Origin of the sequence: Moorena sp. SIO3A2 (assembly GCF_010672265.1) — a bacterium.
Classification (GTDB): Bacteria; Cyanobacteriota; Cyanobacteriia; order Cyanobacteriales; family Coleofasciculaceae; genus Moorena; species Moorena producens.
On the sequence record NZ_JAAHHC010000017.1, the window covers coordinates 66,472 to 84,503 of the forward strand.

The 18,032-nt window shown below is 44.7% G+C and carries 12 protein-coding genes; 7 read left to right on the plus strand and 5 right to left on the minus strand.

Translation table 11 applies throughout. From position 1 onward, the window contains the following. The first annotated feature begins 304 nt into the window (after positions 1-304). Positions 305-1,327, plus strand: coding sequence for a porphobilinogen synthase (gene hemB / locus F6K64_RS20225; protein ID WP_287266181.1), 1,023 nt, complete (start codon positions 305-307; stop codon positions 1,325-1,327). 371 nt (positions 1,328-1,698) lie between these two features. Continuing rightward, a complete protein-coding gene (locus tag F6K64_RS20230; RefSeq protein ID WP_287266183.1) occupies positions 1,699-2,730 on the plus strand; it encodes a pentapeptide repeat-containing protein in 1,032 nt (343 codons plus the stop codon). Between the two features lie 58 nt (positions 2,731-2,788). Here F6K64_RS20230 and F6K64_RS20235 read toward each other — a convergent pair whose 3' ends face one another. Continuing rightward, a complete protein-coding gene (locus F6K64_RS20235; RefSeq protein ID WP_044492433.1) occupies positions 2,789-3,031 on the minus strand; it encodes a hypothetical protein in 243 nt (80 codons plus the stop codon). Between the two features lie 402 nt (positions 3,032-3,433). Here F6K64_RS20235 and F6K64_RS20240 point away from each other — a divergent pair, with 402 nt between their 5' ends. From F6K64_RS20240 to F6K64_RS20255, 4 genes are all read left to right on the plus strand, one after another. Then, complete coding sequence (locus F6K64_RS20240; protein WP_008180706.1) at positions 3,434-6,559, plus strand: DUF1574 family protein; 3,126 nt, start codon at positions 3,434-3,436, stop codon at positions 6,557-6,559. A gap of 290 nt (positions 6,560-6,849) precedes the next feature. Then, on the plus strand, positions 6,850-8,388 hold the full coding sequence (locus F6K64_RS20245) for an MBOAT family O-acyltransferase (RefSeq protein WP_008180703.1): 1,539 nt from the start codon (positions 6,850-6,852) through the stop codon (positions 8,386-8,388). A 140-nt stretch (positions 8,389-8,528) separates the two neighbouring features. Beyond that, complete coding sequence (gene ccsB / locus F6K64_RS20250; protein ID WP_008180701.1) at positions 8,529-9,623, plus strand: c-type cytochrome biogenesis protein CcsB; 1,095 nt, start codon at positions 8,529-8,531, stop codon at positions 9,621-9,623. A 201-nt stretch (positions 9,624-9,824) separates the two neighbouring features. Further along, entirely contained in the window at positions 9,825-10,811 is a 987-nt protein-coding gene (locus tag F6K64_RS20255; RefSeq protein ID WP_008180699.1) for a KGK domain-containing protein, read from the plus strand. Between the two features lie 257 nt (positions 10,812-11,068). Here F6K64_RS20255 and F6K64_RS39005 read toward each other — a convergent pair whose 3' ends face one another. Next, complete coding sequence (locus F6K64_RS39005) at positions 11,069-11,371, minus strand: RNA-guided endonuclease InsQ/TnpB family protein (RefSeq protein ID WP_008180697.1); 303 nt, start codon at positions 11,369-11,371, stop codon at positions 11,069-11,071. A 73-nt stretch (positions 11,372-11,444) separates the two neighbouring features. After that, positions 11,445-12,305 carry an RNA-guided endonuclease InsQ/TnpB family protein gene (locus F6K64_RS20265; protein ID WP_008180695.1) on the minus strand — a complete coding sequence of 287 codons (861 nt, stop codon included), beginning with the start codon at positions 12,303-12,305 and terminating at the stop codon, positions 11,445-11,447. A gap of 115 nt (positions 12,306-12,420) precedes the next feature. Here F6K64_RS20265 and tilS point away from each other — a divergent pair, with 115 nt between their 5' ends. Beyond that, positions 12,421-13,434 (plus strand): tRNA lysidine(34) synthetase TilS, encoded by a 1,014-nt coding sequence (gene tilS, locus F6K64_RS20270; protein WP_008180692.1) that lies wholly within the window; start codon positions 12,421-12,423, stop codon positions 13,432-13,434. A 161-nt stretch (positions 13,435-13,595) separates the two neighbouring features. Here tilS and hmpF read toward each other — a convergent pair whose 3' ends face one another. Both hmpF and F6K64_RS20280 read right to left on the minus strand, forming a co-directional pair. Further along, a complete protein-coding gene (gene hmpF / locus F6K64_RS20275; RefSeq protein WP_044492395.1) occupies positions 13,596-15,359 on the minus strand; it encodes a pilus motility taxis protein HmpF in 1,764 nt (587 codons plus the stop codon). A gap of 627 nt (positions 15,360-15,986) precedes the next feature. Beyond that, entirely contained in the window at positions 15,987-17,507 is a 1,521-nt protein-coding gene (locus tag F6K64_RS20280; protein ID WP_008180688.1) for a group II intron reverse transcriptase/maturase, read from the minus strand. Between the last annotated feature and the right edge of the window lie 525 nt (positions 17,508-18,032).

Here is an 18,032-nt window from a genome sequence, read left to right on the forward strand (position 1 = left end):
TGTTAGTCCAGTAAAGTGCATTAATAACGCATCCTATTAGTTATAACGTTTTCAGTCCAGTTTTCCGGAAGTCCTGCCAGTAAATCTAGCAGCTGATCTGCCCCCAGACCGATCACCCGATTATCCCTTACTCCCCTTAATCGACCACTCCCTTCACTCCTGACAACCAACCGTCACCGGTCAAGTCAATCCCTAAAATCAAAGTTTTATTGCGCAGAAGAATTTTTGAAACCAAAATGCTTGATAATGAACCTCACGAATTTAACAGACTTAACTCAAGTTCACATCTACTACCGGATTCACTATGTCCTTACCCAACTTGATCGACAAGTCAATAGCTTCTGACCAACTCCAATTAACCCATCGGCCTCGACGTCTGCGCCGTACAGCAGCCTTTCGTCGGATGGTCCAAGAGACTCAACTGACGGTTAATGACCTGATTTATCCAGTATTTGTGATGGAAGGTCAGGGTCTAAAACCAGAGGTTAAGTCCATGCCAGGGTGTTACCGCTATTCTCTGGACTTATTGCTCAAAGAAGTAACCGAGGCATTTGAACTGGGGATTAATGCGATCGCACTTTTCCCCCTCATTCCCCAGGACTTGAAAGATGCTACCGGTACTGAAAGCTACAACCCTGATGGATTAATCCAACGCACCATCAGAGCAATTAAGCAAGAAGTTCCAGAGCTGATGGTAATTACCGATGTTGCCCTTGATCCCTTTTCCAGTGATGGTCATGATGGCATTGTCACCGAAGATGGCACTATCCTAAATGACGCCACCGTGGAAGTATTGATAAAAATGGCCCTATCTCAAGCTGCAGCTGGGGCAGATATGGTTGCGCCTTCCGACATGATGGATGGACGCATTGGTGCAATTCGTAAAGCTCTAGATGGTGAAGGCTACACTGATGTCGGAATTCTGGCCTATTCCGCTAAATACGCCTCCGCTTATTATGGTCCATTCCGGGATGCCCTAGATTCAGCTCCTAAATTTGGTGACAAGAAGACTTACCAAATGGATCCCGCTAACGCCCTTGAAGCCCTCAAAGAAATTGACTTGGATATCTCAGAAGGGGCAGATATGGTCATGGTTAAGCCAGCGTTAGCCTATATGGATGTTATCCACCGGGTTAGACAGCATACTAATTTACCCGTTGCTGCATACAATGTTAGTGGTGAGTACGCCATGATTAAAGCAGCCGGTCAGAATGGTTGGATTGATGAGAAAAAAGTCATGATGGAAACCCTGACTAGCATGAAGCGGGCTGGTGCTGACTTAATTTTGACCTATTTTGCCAAAGAAGTAGCTACAATCCTGCAGTAAGGCATTGAACCGTAGTTAGCGGTCAGCGGTCAGTTATCAGCGGTCAGTTATCAGCGGTCAGTTATCAGCAGTCAGCAGTCAGCAGTCAGCGGTCAGCCGTTGGCCTTTGGTTGATAGCTGATAGCTGTTCGCACCTCAAGCAGCGTGGCCTTTGGCCAAGCGTGCGCGTAGCGCATTAGCTGATGGCTGATAGCTTGTAACTGAATGCTGATAGCTGAATGCTGATAGCTGAATGCTGATAGCTGAATGCTGATAGCTGAATGCTTACCTAGGCTGTAGTCTTTAGACTATAGGGAACAACACAAGCAAGCCTATAGTTGATAGTCTAGAGTCGAGAAAGGAAAAGTCGCTAGGTTACACATAATATGGTGGTGAAGCAAAATGAGCTAGAGCAATGCTATAGAGTTCTTGAACTGGAGCCTGGAGCATCACCGGAAGAAGTGAACCAGGCTTACAAGGATTTGGCATTTATTTGGCATCCCGATCGTGTGCCTGAGGATAATCCTCGCCTCAAGCAAAAAGCTGAAGAAAAACTTAAGTTACTCAATCAGGCACGAGAAAAATTGCGATCGCATCAGACCTTACCCACTGCTTCACAAACACAAGCTAGGGGCAGAACACCGTATCGGAATTATCGTAATCCAAATCCAAGACCAAAACCACCACCATCACCCCAGCCAAACCCACCAAACTATTACAAATACAAACAACCAGAACGATCTAGAGCCCAACCATCCACGACCGCTCAACCTCGGACTCCCAAGCCCCCTGGTAACTCTAGAGCCCAACCATCCACGACCGCTCAACCTCGGACTGCCCAGCCCCCCAGTAACTCTAGAGCTCAACCATCCACGACCGCTCAATCTCGGACTACTCCAGCCCAAGCTCGGACTGCCCAGCCCCCTGCTGACTCTAGAGCCCAACCATCCACGACGGCTCAATCTCGGACTACTCCAGCCCAAGCTCGGACTGCCCAGCCCCCTGGTAACTCTAGAACCCAGCCATCCACGACCGCTCAATCTCGGGCTCCCAAAGCCCCTCCTGACTTGAGTGGTGCTGATTTTAGGGGAGCAGACCTCAAAGAAAGAGACTTCTCAAATCGGAATCTCCAATCCGCTAACTTAAGTCAAGCTAACCTAAAAGATGCCTTTCTCCATCGGGTTAATCTTGCCGGGGCTAACCTCGAAGGTGCTAATCTCTTTAGAGCCAATTTATTTCAAGCTAACCTCAGTAATGCTAACTTACGAGAGGCTAATCTGATTGGAGCTGACATGAGTGGAGCTGATTTGAGTGGAGCTGATTTGAGTGGAGCTAAAGTGGGTTCTAATGGTAAGCTTTTGGTGAAACTGACAGGGGCAAACCTAAGGGGGGCAGTTTTGCCCGATGGCAGTATCCACGACTAGGAGCAACTTTGTAGTACATCCATAGCAAAAACAACAGCAAATTTGAAGTCAATTTAAACTATTGATCATCTTGATCATCCCTTTCCAAATCTGGGAAAGGGAGAACAGGCAATCTCTGCCCTCGAAACACTTCCTCACTACTAATACCTGTAGCTTCTAACCATGAACCCATAGCTTGTATTGAGAGTATACCTAAAAGCATTGGAGCAGTCCCTAGACTTACGAAGAATTTTGTGGGCATTTCTAAATTAAACAGGTCTGCTGACCTGATTTCTGGTATTTCTGGTTGAGAAGAAGACATCTGGGTTATTTTTAGTACAAATGAACTAAACAAAGCCAAAAATTTCACATCGGGGCACAAGAGCCAGACTTCCACAGTAACTCGATTTTTATCTATTTGTAGGGTCTCCCTCCTGAGACTACTAGATAAGGGCGTTTCCCAGTTTGGCGTAAGTCCTGTTGACTCCAATATTACCTGGGATTTACCTACTGAGTCTCAAAGCTGCTTTTGTCAGCGTTCATTTGTGTAGCCCCCCTGTTTTAGAGTCTGGGCTGCTGAGGATTTCAACCTCTATTGTCAGCTAAATGAATTTTATTTGCCCAACAAATAAGTAGTCTTCAGAAAATTGTGCTTAAATCAAGGCGAGCATCTAAGATATGAAGAAATCATTCCTCCGTTACCAGTCCAGTTAATCAATTTGTGATGTTGGATGTCGATCAGAGTCTCCCAAAAGCTCCTCCGCCCTCCCTTGCCAAGTGGGCTTATTGTGCCATTAGGCAACCTGGGTTATCCATACGAATCCGTTTGCGAGGGAACAATTTGCACATTCTGTGTGAACACCCTCAGGGAGTAGAAGCCAATAAGTTAGTCAACCGCCTTATCAAAGCCCTGAAACTGCAACAGGGAGAAGTTCAGTTTCCCCTAGACTTAGCAAACCCGATCTATCAAATAATTGTTTATGGGCGTCGAGTGGGGCAGAAGCGTCCAGACTGGATTAAGCAAATCGCTATCAAACTACCGACCGATGATGCCACTAATGCTTCTAACCAATCTTCCCAGACGTCTTTCGACGCCATAACCACTGATACTGATGCGGACTTAACTGTCTCAAACGAAAGTCTTGCCCGTTCTGGTTCTCCAGATGCGATCGCTCGTTATCTCAGTGAATCCCTCAGTTACCTAGGTGTCAGTGTTAAAGTCCGGATCCAACACCAAGATTCCAAAGCTAGAAGATTTTCCGGGGCAAGTTCTAACCTTAAACAAACTAACCTTCACCCTTCACCCCCTAACCGACGGCTCTGGATAATTTGTAATTCTAACTACAGCCCCGATCCCTCCTTACTATCTGAGCCCATCATCGACCGGTTACATTCCTTGCAACTCAAAGGGTTTCGAGATGCCCTGATTTGCTTTCAGGTAAGTGGCGAAGCCACTCCTGATTGGAAGCTGCGAGTAGATTTGACCCCTCCAGAAGAAGTCCTCAAGGAATGGGCTCGTTGGGGAGATGTAGAAGCAATCCAGCGGTTATTAAATCAGGGGTTAGCAGCGGTAGGAATAACCGTTAGAGCCATTCTTAAAGAAACCACCCTACATGTATTTTCTAGCTTCATCCACCGCCGAAAAACTATTGCCCCAGAAAAAGAAACCTTAGTCAGTACCATTGCCTCAATACTCGATTTAATCGCTCCTCAAGGTATCCAGGGTGCCACTATTTATGGTGTAGAGTCAAGTCAGTTCCCTAGTCAAACCTTACTGTCTCAGGAAGCTGACTCTCTCCAACCCCCCTTGGGAAAGAATGGTCAAGCTGCCAACAATTCCTTACTGCCAGAAACCGAATCCCCAGCCTGGATTCACTGGCTCAACTTACCAGCAGCAGACCACCAGAGTTTAGGAGAATCCACCTATTCCTTAGCCCAAACAGGGCATCACGATGCCTTGACCTTTTTGTTGGAACGCTTACTTAATCCCGACATTGACCAACGATTGGTAACAGGTGGAGTAAGGGTAAAAATTCGCCGTAAACAAGACTTGTTGCACATCATGAGCGAGGCAACGGTCTGTCCTCGAAAATCTAAGGTCACTCGAAAAATTACCCGCTTCCTAGAGCAGCTGGCTATGTCGGAAATTACTGGGTTGCGGCTCTATGGACGTCGCGCTGGTGCTACCTCCCCCTCCTGGAACTATGGAGTTGATTTTGTTCATCGACAGCGTCTAGTCCCAGAAGCTACCCCAGAGTTTGCTGCCTCAGATGCCTACCTGAGTGATTTGGTAACTCCCAGTGGGGAACCAGTACTGCGTCGTGATCTAACCCACGACGATCTCAACCAGGGTTTCAAAGGAGCAGTTGATGGTTTAGTTTACATACTCCAGCGTTTGCTATGCTACTCTCAGCTATTTGTACCAACTGTAGAAAACCAAGACATGGCAGCCTTCTCAGACAAGAGACAGGCTAGGGGAAAATTGTCTATCCAAGGCGTAGCAGTAGGCATGGTATGGGGCGTAGCAGGATTACTACTAACACTGATCACAGATTGGCGCTTTAGTGAGCTGCTACAGTCTCAAGCCTCACCATCAGCAGAAGTAAAGGCAGTGACGAACTCATCACCCAAACCCATTGCTTTGCCCCAAATATCTTTGCAAAAAGGGGCGGGTCTCGGGACTGAAAACTTCAACACCTCTGGGTTTACTGCTCCTGGGGATACCATGGTGATTGTGAATGAAAACGGCAATGCCACCATGGCAGCCATGCTGGCTGCAGCGCGATCGCCCAATCCTTCATTCAATAACCAGATGTTAGATGAAAAGCTAGCTCTGTACCAACAACGCCTGCTTCAGAGTGGTATCCCTGATGTACTGATTATGGGCAGTTCCAGAGCCATGCGGGGAATCGATCCCATTGCCCTCCAAAATGCCTTGGAAGAACAGGGCTATCCTGGCATTGACGTGTTTAACTTTGGGGTTAATGGTGCCACAGCTCAGGTAGTAGACTTCATGGTTCGGCGCGTCTTAACTCCGGAGCAACTGCCTAAATTGATTATTTGGGCTGATGGGGTCAGAGCCTTTAACAATGGTCGAGTTGATGCTACCTACAACTCGATTATCGCATCACCAGGCTACCAAGCTCTAATGGCAGGAGTTTTTCCGAACCGCACTAAACAACCACTATTACCGACAGATGCCACAGACCAACCTCTAGAGGTTTTTAATGATAGTTATCAGTTAATCAGTGACTGGCTAAATCAGTCAATAGCCAAAATTTCCTTAACTTATCCTCACCGAAGCCAGCTCAAATCTCTGTTACGGGAAAAGTTGGTTGACCTAGAAAAGTTCCTCCAACTAGACACAACCGAGACTGCCAAAAAGCCTCAAAAGACATTATCCCCAACCTGGAAAATTGACTTTGATGGCTTCCTTCCCCTGTCAACTCGTTTTAACACCGCTACCTACTACCAGAAACATCCTAAAGTTCCCGGTATTTATGATGGTGATTACCGGTATTTTCAGCTAGGAGGTCAGCAAGACAAAGCCCTAAGAAATTTGCTGGAATTTGCCCAGAAGCATGACCTTAGTATCGTTATGGTCAACCTACCCCTGACTAAAGAATATTTAGATCCAGTGCGGAGCAAATATGATAAACAATTTCAGCGATACATGTACAACTTTGATCTAGAAGGGGGATTGATTTTCCGAGATTTCAATAAGATGTTGCTAACTAAACATGACTACTTTTCCGACCCCAGCCATCTCAACCGCTATGGTGCTTACCAAGTTTCTAAGCAGTTGGCTAAAGATCCAATGATGCCTTGGTCATTAGTCATTAGTGATTAATAATTAATTATTAATCAGTTTTAAATTAACGAACAACCAATAATTATATAGCGGTTTGCAACCCGCGCTAATTACAATAACAACAAGTAGTCAGTAGTCAGTAGTCAGTAGTCAGTAGTCAGTAGTCAGTAGTCAAGATTCGTAATTATACTTAACCTACACGCAAACCGCTATAACTATTCAAACGGAAACGATATGTAAGCATATGCGCTACGGGCATATGCTGATGGCTGATAGCTGAATGCTTACACACTATCAGGCAAACATCCTTCACCCTTGATCTTTAAAAAATGTCATTTATTTCGATTACCTACAGCTGTTTCTTGCTAGCAGTTTTGGGAATCTACTGGTTGGTGCAATCTTCTACAGCTGCCACAGGTTCTCCCAAACTAAAACTTTTGGTTTTATTAAGTAGCAGTCTAATATTTTATGCTTCACTACAAATCCAATACATTCCCCTGTTGGTGTTGATTACCCTAATTAATTTTTACTTTGGACAAGCACTTGGAACGAATACAGTTTCTGGTTCCCATGCTACGAATTATCATCTCTCCAATGAAGAATGGCTATTGGCTGATAGTTTTTGGAATAACCGACGGTCAAGACTACTGTGGCTAGGTATTTTCCTAAATGTTATCTTTTTGCTCGGCTTCAAGTATATTCCTTTTCTGTTGTCAAATTTGGCAGTAATCATCAACTTTACCATTGCCCAAGATGGGGCGAATTGGATTAGGGATAACTTAATTGTTCCTCTAGGAATATCGTTTTTTATATTTGAGGGCATTGCTTATCTCATTGATGTCTATCGTGGGGCTCCAGCAACTCGTAATCTCCTCCAGTTTGCTGCTTATAAGTTGTTTTTTCCTAAACTTATTTCTGGTCCAATTACTCGTTATCATCCGTTTGCCCTTGAACTTAAAACCTTACAATTTCCAAGTCTTGATCGAGCAACAGAAGGACTTTGGTTGATTACATCTGGTGCGATTAAAAAGGCACTGTTAGCCGACCACATTGGGATTTTTGTTGATTTGTGTTTTGGCAATATAGAACGGGCTGGTAGTGGAGATTTATGGTTAGCTATCTTTGCCTACGGTTTACAACTCTATTTCGATTTCAGCGGCTATGTAGACATTGCCCGTGGTAGTGCAGTGTTACTGGGCATTAATCTTCCAGAAAACTTTGATTTTCCCTATTTCAGTATCAGCATTGCGGATTTCTGGCGTCGCTGGCACATCACTCTAGGGGATTGGATCCGTAACTATCTCTACTTTCCCTTGGGCGGTTCCCGTAAAGGGGTTGCTCGTACCTGCGTTAACCTATTCATCGTAATGGTCATTATTGGTATCTGGCATGGAGCAGCTTGGGGATTTGTAGCCTGGGGTGGCTTGCATGGTCTAGCCTTAGTCCTTCATCGCTTGACCGAAGCTTTCTGTGAAAATAGAGATGGGATAAAACGTTGGTGGCAAAGTTGGTCAGGGGTCTTGGTAAGCTGGTTTTTGACCCAATTTATGGTGTTTACTGCCTGGATTTTTTTCCGCATCCCCAATCTCAAACAAGCCAGTTTAGTCATCCAGAATCTCTGGGGTCACCCAGCTGACATCCAATTTGGTCAAAAAGTCTACTTAACCGCTATTGGTATGGAACGCTTCTGGGTGCTTCTCCTGTTAGTTAGCTTAGCAGCCTCAATGGCTGGGGTTTACAGTATCCGAAGGGGTCTGAAATTACAACTCAACTGGCCGGTGAAGTTGTTGTTGGTACCAGTAGGTCTCTACGTAGTTTGGTTGTTTGCTCCTCAGAGTGGTCTGCCTTACATTTATTTCGATTTTTGAACTTAAACTATTTCTGCCCTAAAGACGAACTCACACACTAACCCACTAGCACTCTATCAAAAGGGGCACATCGAACCGATAGGATAGTAGTAATGCTGCAATAATATAAGCTTTATACAAGACTTGAGAGAGAACGCTTTATGGATCTGGTTACACTCCAGAACAAATTAGATAATATTTCCTTTTTCGTCCTGTTTGTGACGATGTTAATTTACTGGGTAGGAGCCGCTTTTCCTAAAATTCCTTATTTGTCACCCTTAGGAATATCAGGGATGGCAACCGCCAACCTTTGCACTGCTACCTTACTCGGAGCAAGATGGCTAGAGGCAGGCTACTTCCCGATCAGTAATCTCTATGAATCCCTGTTTTTCCTGACCTGGGGAATTACCACAGTTCACCTAATTGCTGAAAACATGAGTCGCAGCCGATTGGTAGGGGTGGCTACTGCACCAGTCGCCATGGGAATTACCGCGTTTGCCGCTCTATCCCTACCACCAGACATGCAGGAAAGCGCTCCATTGGTACCTGCTCTGAAATCCAATTGGTTAATGATGCATGTTAGTATCATGATGCTTAGTTACGCTACCCTGATGGTAGGTGCCCTGGTAGCGATCGCATTTTTAGTGATTACCCGTGGTCAGAACGTGGAACTGCGAGGAAGTTCTGTCGGTACTGGTGGCTATCGCAGCAAGAATAACTTACCGAATAACTTACCAGGGAATTCCAATTTTAAACTACAGCGCAACGGTAATGATCCAATTTCTCAGGCTGTAGTTACCTCTGATACCTCATCCCCTTTAGCTGAACTGGGACAGAGTAATGCAGCTAGTACTACAGCAGTGCTCGATTTAGTAACTACCCCCGACTCACCCCTACCATCGGTATCCACAGCACCCACCCTCTCACCCCAGAGGCTTAGTATTGCCGACACTCTCGATAATATCAGCTATCGTATTATTGGGCTGGGGTTTCCTCTGCTCACCATTGGGATTATTGCCGGTGCCGTTTGGGCAAACGAGGCTTGGGGTTCATACTGGAGTTGGGACCCAAAAGAAACCTGGGCATTAATTACCTGGCTAGTGTTTGCTGCCTATCTCCATGCCCGCATTACCCGTGGCTGGCAAGGACGCCGACCAGCAATTTTGGCAGGGACAGGACTTCTAGTTGTTTGGGTTTGCTATCTGGGAGTCAATCTATTGGGTAAAGGCTTACATTCCTACGGCTGGTTCTTCTAAGAACTATATATTTCCGTGATTGAGTGCATGCCCTAAATTGCTTCTACTGAAAACCCGCTTTAATGCCTAGAGGCATCGGGGAATTAACCCTAGGAAACCGACCTTTGCCTCAAAGGAATAGTTAGTTCAATGGTTGGGCAATGAAACTCCTGCCCTCTAGGCATGGAAGCTTATCGAAAAGTTTGATCGGGGAAAATAGTCGTGGATAATCAGTTCAAGCCACTCGCTGTTGGTGAAGTACTATCAGTGGATGAATCTGCTCAAATCTTTATTGGTAACCGTACCTTTAGGGTCGGTGAATTCTTAGTTGCTATCAAAAAGAAATTGGTAGAAGTCTTAGGGGATGAATGGACTCCAGAACAGGAAAGTTGGTTTAGCGAATCGGGTATTCCTTGTGAAGTGTTGCAATTTGCTGCTAATGACTGGCAGCAAGGCAAGGTAAGACTTAATCTAGAATTTTGCCTTGTCGAGACTCAGGATAAAGTTGATGATATATCAGCTATTGGTGGTGAAACATTGCAAAGCACATCAACCCAGGTAGCAGAACAGCCAGACCTCCCAGAGCCACAAACTAGCAATGATTCTGGATTGGAGCTTGGAGTTGGAGCAGCCACAGCCGCTGTGACTGCTACTGGAATATCAGTAGCTGAAGCACTGGAGGAAGATGCCTCAACTGCTATCTCCGATGAGATGAAACTTCAACCAACACTTGATGCAGATGAAGACATTGCTATCGATCAAACCCCAACCAGTACTGAAGATGACTTTGATTTAGGAGACTTTTCCGATAGTCAGGAAGATATTGCTATCGAAGAAACCCCAAGCAGTACTGAAGATGACTTTGATTTAGGAGACTTTTCCGATAGTGAGTCGGAAAGTGAGGAAGATATTGGTTTTGAACAAACCCCAACTAGTCAAGAAGATGATTTTGATTTAGGAGACTTTTCCGATAGTGTTGACGAAGATATAGAGTTCGTAGAATCACCGACAGCAGCGGAAGAAGATTTGCTGGATTTGTCAGCAGTATCAACAGACAGTAGTAATGATTTTGATCTCGGTGAAATGTCTGATGATAGTGATGAAGATATGTTTCAACTGGACGATATTTCCTTTGATGAGGAATCAGAAAACGGTGATGATAATTCCCTAATGGATGATGTCTGGCAAGAAATGAATGAGCTTAAATAAGCTGAACTAATAGTCTATTGGTAAATGTTGACATGGGAGCATCGTAGTGAACAGGCCGATTTCAAAGCTTTTAACAACCTTGAGCGTTTAGAATTTATAGGATTCTAGGCTATCCATGACCTACAAAATTCAAAATTTGACACTCCCCGGCCTAAAAGGACGGGGATTCTTTGCTCAACGACCCGTCTTGCTCAACCAGACCGGAGTCAGGAAGAGTAGAGGACAGATCTCCCAAAGCGTATCGGCTTTCGCCGACGCTACGCGAACAGATCATGGATCCGAGTTCCGGTGTGCCCCACCGTACTGAAGGCTCTCTTAAGAATGTTGATGGCTGCATTGTGGTCTCTGTCTAATTGACAACCACATTTGCAGGTATGAGTTCGAGTTGACAAATATTTTTTGACAACTTCACCACACTGGGAACAATTCTGGCTGGTTAAAGCCGGATTAACTGCAACAGTTATCCGACCAAACTTAGTACCAAAATGTTCCAACCATTTTCTGAATTGATACCAACCTGCATCATTAATAGACTTGGCGAGACAGTGATTTTTAACCAAATTCCTAACTCTTAGATCTTCGTAGGCGACAAGGTCGTTAGACCTGATTACGCAACGTGCCGGAGACGAAACCTTAGAAGAGTGCAGCCTTACAACAAAACCTGCCACCTTTGATGCATAGCCTACCAACTATAAAGGCTGCACTCTTCTTGCGGTAACTTCTAACCAGTCTTTTGGCATGTTCTTCACGTTGTCTACTTATTCTAAGATGCTGCCTACCTAGTCTATCAATGGCTTTCTTTCGGTTAGCAGAGCCTTTATTTTTACGAGAAACTCGGCGTTGATAAAATTTCAACCGTTTCTCGCCCTTACGATAAAATCTTGGATTTGGTTCTGTGTTTCCCTTTGAATCAGTGTAGAATTCTTTTAAACCCACATCAAGTCCCACATTGGTATGGGACAGATCTAGAGATTCTTTAATCTCAACTTTTACACAAAATTGAACATAATAGCCATCTGCGCGACGAACCAATCTAACTCGTTTAATCAAATTTTGGTCGTAACGCCATAACTCCCAGGTTCCCTTAAGCTTTAGTTTCCCGATACCTTTTTTGTCTAAGAATTTTATATACTTGGTATCAGCTGAAAGTTTCCAGCCTGATGTTTTATACTCAACTGACCGAGAAAACTTTTTAAACTTGGGATAACCCTTTTTGCCAGGGACTTGTTTTTTACACTTATCGTAAAACCTAGAAATTGAACTATAAGCTCTTTCCACCGAAGCTTGACAGGCATGAGAGTTTAAGTCTGTGACAAAAGGATATTCAGATCTCAGCCACGTGTTATAGCGATACAGGTCTTTTTGTCCTATCCCTTTGTTGTCCATCCAGTAACGGATGCACTTATTTCGTACAAACTGACCAGTGCGTATCGCCTCATCAATGGCAGCATATTGAGTTTTATTCCCTTTGACCTTAAATTCTAAGACGATCATTTTGACGTGGGATAACCCTACGTAATATTATAGCACAAAAGCCGTCGGACGAAGGACGGGGCTTGAGACCCAAATTTTTGGTCAAAGTTTTGGATAACTATTCATAACCACTCTAATGTCTGAGATACCGAGTTGGACACCTCTTCATGCACGGCTACATAGAACCCTGCGGCAAAAGAAGCTACTACCAAAGAATCAGCAGGTTTTAGTAGCCGTATCCGGTGGGCAAGATTCCCTTTGCCTAAGCAAACTACTGCTAGATTTACAGCCCAAGTGGAAATGGCAGCTAGGAATCGCCCACTGTGACCACCGTTGGACCTATGATGAGGGAATTTCCCTTCATGTACAGCAAATTGCTCAAAGTTGGGGGCTTCCATTTCATCTACGAATTGCCCCTGAAGTGAAAAAGAGCGAATCAGCAGCGCGGCAGTGGCGTTATCAAGCCCTGATTGACATTGCCCAAACTCAAGGTTACGCCACTGTTGTCACTGGTCACACAAAAAGCGATCGCGCTGAAACAGTCCTCTATAACCTGATCAGAGGTTCAGGGACTGATGGCTTGCAAGCTTTGACCTGGGAACGACCTCTTGCTCCTGGAGTACGTCTGGTGCGTCCCCTACTTGACACATCCCGTAGCGAAACTCTCCAGTTTTGCGAGCAGCAGCAACTGTCCATTTGGGTGGATGCTTACAATCAAGACCTTAACTATGCCCGTAACCGCATCCGCCAAGAGCTAATCCCCTATTTAAAAACCCATTTCAACCCACAAGTTGAGACAGCCTTGTCCCAAATTGCTGAAATCTTGCGAGCAGACGTGGAATATCTGGAAAACACTGCTGAGCAAATCCAGAAGCAAGCCATGGCAGTACCTACGGTCGAGGAAGATCCTGCTAGCAATAGCCCTCCACGATTGAATCGTCTGGTATTACAGCAAGCTCCCCTAGCTCTGCAACGTCGTGTGATTCGGAAGTTCCTTCAGGAAAACCAAACCAAAGCCCTCAGCTTTGAGCAAATCGAAGCCGTGACTGGTTTAATTGCTGCTCCCAACTGCTCTCGAACGTCATCCTTTCCTGGTGGAGTAACAGCCTTGGTAGAAGAAGAATGGATTATTCTTAATACTGAAGTATGAAGTATGAAGTATTAACTATAAAGATTAACTATAAAGTATGAACTATGAAACAGTTCTATCTCTTAGTTTCTGATAAATTTTTCTTCTTCAACCTACCCTACAACGAATCGCCTTGGGGGAGCAACATTCTAACATTCAACATTCAATATTAAACCTTAAACCTAAGAAGCTGCCAACTCTGGAGATTGGCTTAAGCTACTGATGATTTGGGATATTTGAGCGATCGCTTGTTGTTGAGAATCACCTGTTTCCTGGATTTGATTCAGAGCATTTGCGATCGCCTCCAGCTTCTGTCGAAGTTCATTGAGAGCATCTTGCAATGGCTGTAGGGTTTCTTCATAGATATCGACTTTCCCCCAAAGTTGAGCTACCTTCACCTGATTGGATAGCCAACTTTCCTCCCAATTTTTTACCTGAGCCAGCTTAGCATCCTTTTCTTGGGTTTGTTGATTCATCAATTCTTCAGCTTCGCTAACCCTAAGGCGCATCTGTTCAATTTCTCGTTCTAGTTGTTGCAATTGATCTGAGTGTTGTTTGCACTGTGCTTCTAGTTCGAGCAAAATTGGTCCTAAGTCAATTTTCTGGTTTTGTTGACCATTACTATCCACAATTCCTTGCCGCAGTCGCAACACTCGTAGGTGCTGATTTAGAATTTCTTCTCGTTCCCATAGAGTCCGGCGTTGACCCACCAAGGTTCTGTCCAGCATCTGGTAACGGTCTTGCTCATCTGCTAACTGGGTTTCTAGACTAATACGATCATACTCACTAGCGACCCTAATCTGTTCTTGTAGTTCTTCAATCCCTTGGTGTTGGAGTGTTAGTTCTTCTTCTTGGTCATTGACGAAGCGTACAACTTTTTCCAAATCCTGCTGCAAATTCTGAACTATATCCTGTAACTCACCCAAGGGCATTTTTTCTAGTGCTGCAATATCCACCATTTGGCTAATCTTGACATCCCCTGATGTTGCTGCCATTCGAGCCAGTTCTTGGTATAACTCTTGCTGAGTTTGGAGTTGCAGACTCACCATCCTAGCTGATTCGAGCTTGATCTCTAGATTGGTTTGCTGCACTTGCATTTCGCGGTTTGCCTGTTCACAGGATGCTTGTAATTGTTGTAACTTTTGGGTTTGATGTTGGACTTCCTCCCCGTGACCCTCAACGTCTGCTTCCAATTTTTGAGCTAATAGACGCTGTTCATTTAACTGCTGCCAGTGAGTATCCAACACCGAATGCTGATGCTTGACTACTTCCAAGGCTTGATTCAGTGGTTCCCAGACAGATTGTGTTGATTCTAATCCTCCTGATAAGCGATTGAGCAATTGCTGAATCACACCAGCCTGCTGAGCATCTAAACCAACAGAGTATTGACCCTCTGAAACTTGCTCTTCTAAGCGTAGCTGCTGTCCCCGGAGTTGTTCCCAAGCACCTTCAAGCTCCTTACTTTTACGCTCCAATTCTTGTCTGAGTTTAGCAGTTTCTGCCTGAGTACTTTCCAGTTCTTGGCGTTGTTGCTCTATTCTGGAAAAATCCTCCTCCATCGTTTGCATCTGCTCAAGCCGCGCTTCCATTTCCATCTCGCGACGGTTGAGTTCTTGACTTTGATAGGTCAAAGATTGCTTCCACTGCTCAATTTCTTCTTCCTGGTTTTTTGACTTTTCTAGCAAGCGAGAGAAATTTTGCAACAGATTGACTAACCTTCCCCCCGCTGCCTCGATTGTTCCCTGTATTTGTCGATTCCCACTCAGGTTAACAATCACCAACGCACCATCACCAAAGTTATTGGCTTGTTCTGTCGGAAGCACTTCCTCCCCAGACACCTTATTCCAACTCTGGTCAGTCCGCTGAAAAGCCAGCAGTTTAAGTTCGGCCTGAGCTCTACCCATAAACCCAGTTTTCTGCTTTCTTACCTCTGCGAGATACAGCACACTGATCGTCCTCTTTTACTTTTATTGTGCCCAATTCTTGATTAACACATTTGAACGCTTAACCCCTTTGGGGTTGCAGGATGGTAATTTTCGGAGATTATTGGTCAACCGACCTAGTTTTGATCCTTAAGGCTATTAATCCTTTAAAGGATGACGGCAGTCAGTATATTTAGACACTTAACCTATTTTAAGGTATTGCCCAGACCTGATTTACCAGTCAATAAAGGTGAGCAGAATAGAAATAGATTGATGAGGATAGTCTTAGGAATCTTCCCACAGGGGGAGTCTAGTTTCCCCAACCGGTCTAGTTTCCCCAACCATAGATTTTATCCACCCAGAGGGTCGAATTTTCTAGATTGAACATAACATCTTACCCCATCACTTTTTTCCCTTGTGCCTAATCCCTACTGAATGCTTCCCCCACCTGCGTTCGCGAGGTGGGGGTATCCGTCTTGATTACAAGGTTTTATCCCTCGCGACAGGCGGCATCCTCGCCGAACATCCAGGACTTTTGCTGGCATGTTCCCCCTCGTTTCCGCTATGGGGCTTAGTTAGAGTCGATGCCTCCGATTAAGGAGGGCACCTCTCCTGTCATACCATACGTGAAAGTTTCCCCTCATATGGCTCCTAGATCTTCTCTCCCTTAGGAGTGCTCCAGTGAATTTGCTGGTGACAGCTATTGTGTACTGCTATTAGATTCTTTGATTTCCAGTTGTCGTGGTTTCCATCTATGTGATGAAGGTGTACATCCTCGTCTTCTAGGAATCTTAGTCCACAAAATCCACAGGAATGGTTTTGCCTTTTCAAAGCTGCTGAGGTAGTATCTGAGTAGAGGTTCGAGTTCCTTCTGCTCCAATAAACTAGGTCACCATCATAAGGTGACTTAGTCCCCTTAACGTTAACGTGTTCATTTTGGCTGTATCCTACTTTCGGGAATGCTTTCTTACATAGTTCAGTAGCTTTATAGCGACTTACCTTTTTTTCTTTGCGGAATTTCTGGTGAGCCGTATTTCTCATGAACCATAGAGAATCCCTGGAACTACTCATATAGCAGTTCTTATGGTAGTTTCTCCATCCACGTACGATCGGGGCTACTTTTTGTGCTTTTATTTCGGCACCATAGTTCGAGTTATTGACTACGTGCTTGATTTTTTCACGTATTTTTCGATGATTATCCTCTGAGGGAATGCATCGAAATTTTCCGTTTTTCTGGACACGGAAGTACCACCCCAGAAAATCAAACCCGTCTGTCGTCTTAGTTAGCTTGGTTTTTTCCTCGCTGACTTCCATTCCGCGTTTTGCTAAGAAAGCTTTGATTTTATTTAAAACTTTCTCAGCGTTATCTTTTGGCTTTAGAATTATTACCATGTCATCGGCATATCTAATGCTTCTGACTTTGGGGTCTAATTCTTCTATTCCGTTCAGTGCTATGTTTGCTAGTAGCGGGCTAACTACACCGCCTTGAGGAGTTCCTTGCTCAGGGAATTCGGGATGTGTTCCTGCTTTTAGGCATCTAAATATCCCGTATTTTAAGCCTGAAGGTGCAATTAATTCCTTCATTATGGTGGTGTGAGCTATTCGGTCGAAGCACTTCTTGATATCTAGTTCTAAGACTCTTTTTTGTATGCCGTTTTTAGTCGAACACAGGTTTAGGAATAGCATTTTCTGAGAATCTTGTGCGCTTCTTCCCGGCCTGAATCCATAACTATAGGCACTGAACGTTGCCTCATGGGCAGGTTCCAGAGCGTATTTGGCTAGACATTGCCATGCTCTATCAGCGATGGTAGGTATCTTCAACACCCTTACTTTCCCGTTCTTTTTAGGGATGGGGATTTCGCGGAGTCGGCTATGCTTCCAGTCCGAAGCAAAGTCGTTCAATGTTTCTACCAGTTCCCATCTCTGCCGGTAGTTGAGGCTTGACTTACCGTCAACTCCCGCCGTTTTTTTCCCTTTATTTAGCTGTGTCACTTGACGGACTGCCAAAAGTTGTGCTGCACGGGATTTCATAATCAGTTTTTGGAGTGACCGCGCCTTCTTTAGGTCGCCATCTCGAACTGCTTTAAACACTCGCTTTTGTAGGCGGAATAGATTTTGGCGGAGTTTCTTCCACTTTTGTCCTTTCCAAAGGTCGCTATATCTGTTTGACATGGGTCTACCTATGCTCTCCTAGAGTTCGTGTTTTCTGAATACCCGTAGCCAGTTTCCGGCTACATCCTACCCGACAGTGAGGATTAGGTTTGGCATAACTTACTAAGGATTCGACCTTTCCTTAGACTCATTTGTTGCTGTCGTTTTTACTCGTTCCGACTGTTAGATTGTTATGAGGTTTTAGGGCAGTCCGGAGATGAAACCTTAGAATAGTGGAGCCTTACTACAAAATTTTTAACCCTTTTACCCATAGCCGACTAACTATAAAGGCTCCACTATTCTTGCGGTAACTTCTAACCAATTTGCCTATCCTCTTCTCGGAGTTTACGGTTGTCATTCAAAATACACCGTGAGAATAAAAGGATGAAGTCTCGCTTTGGCTCGATCAGATTGCGGCTTAGCTTTTAGACACTTTTTAAGGACTTTCGTTAATCTACCCATGACATCTTCCCATTAGCGCCAGTGTCATACATCTGAAATATGTCTGATTGCGCCCTGTCGCCAGCGTCACTCTGACAGAATGCC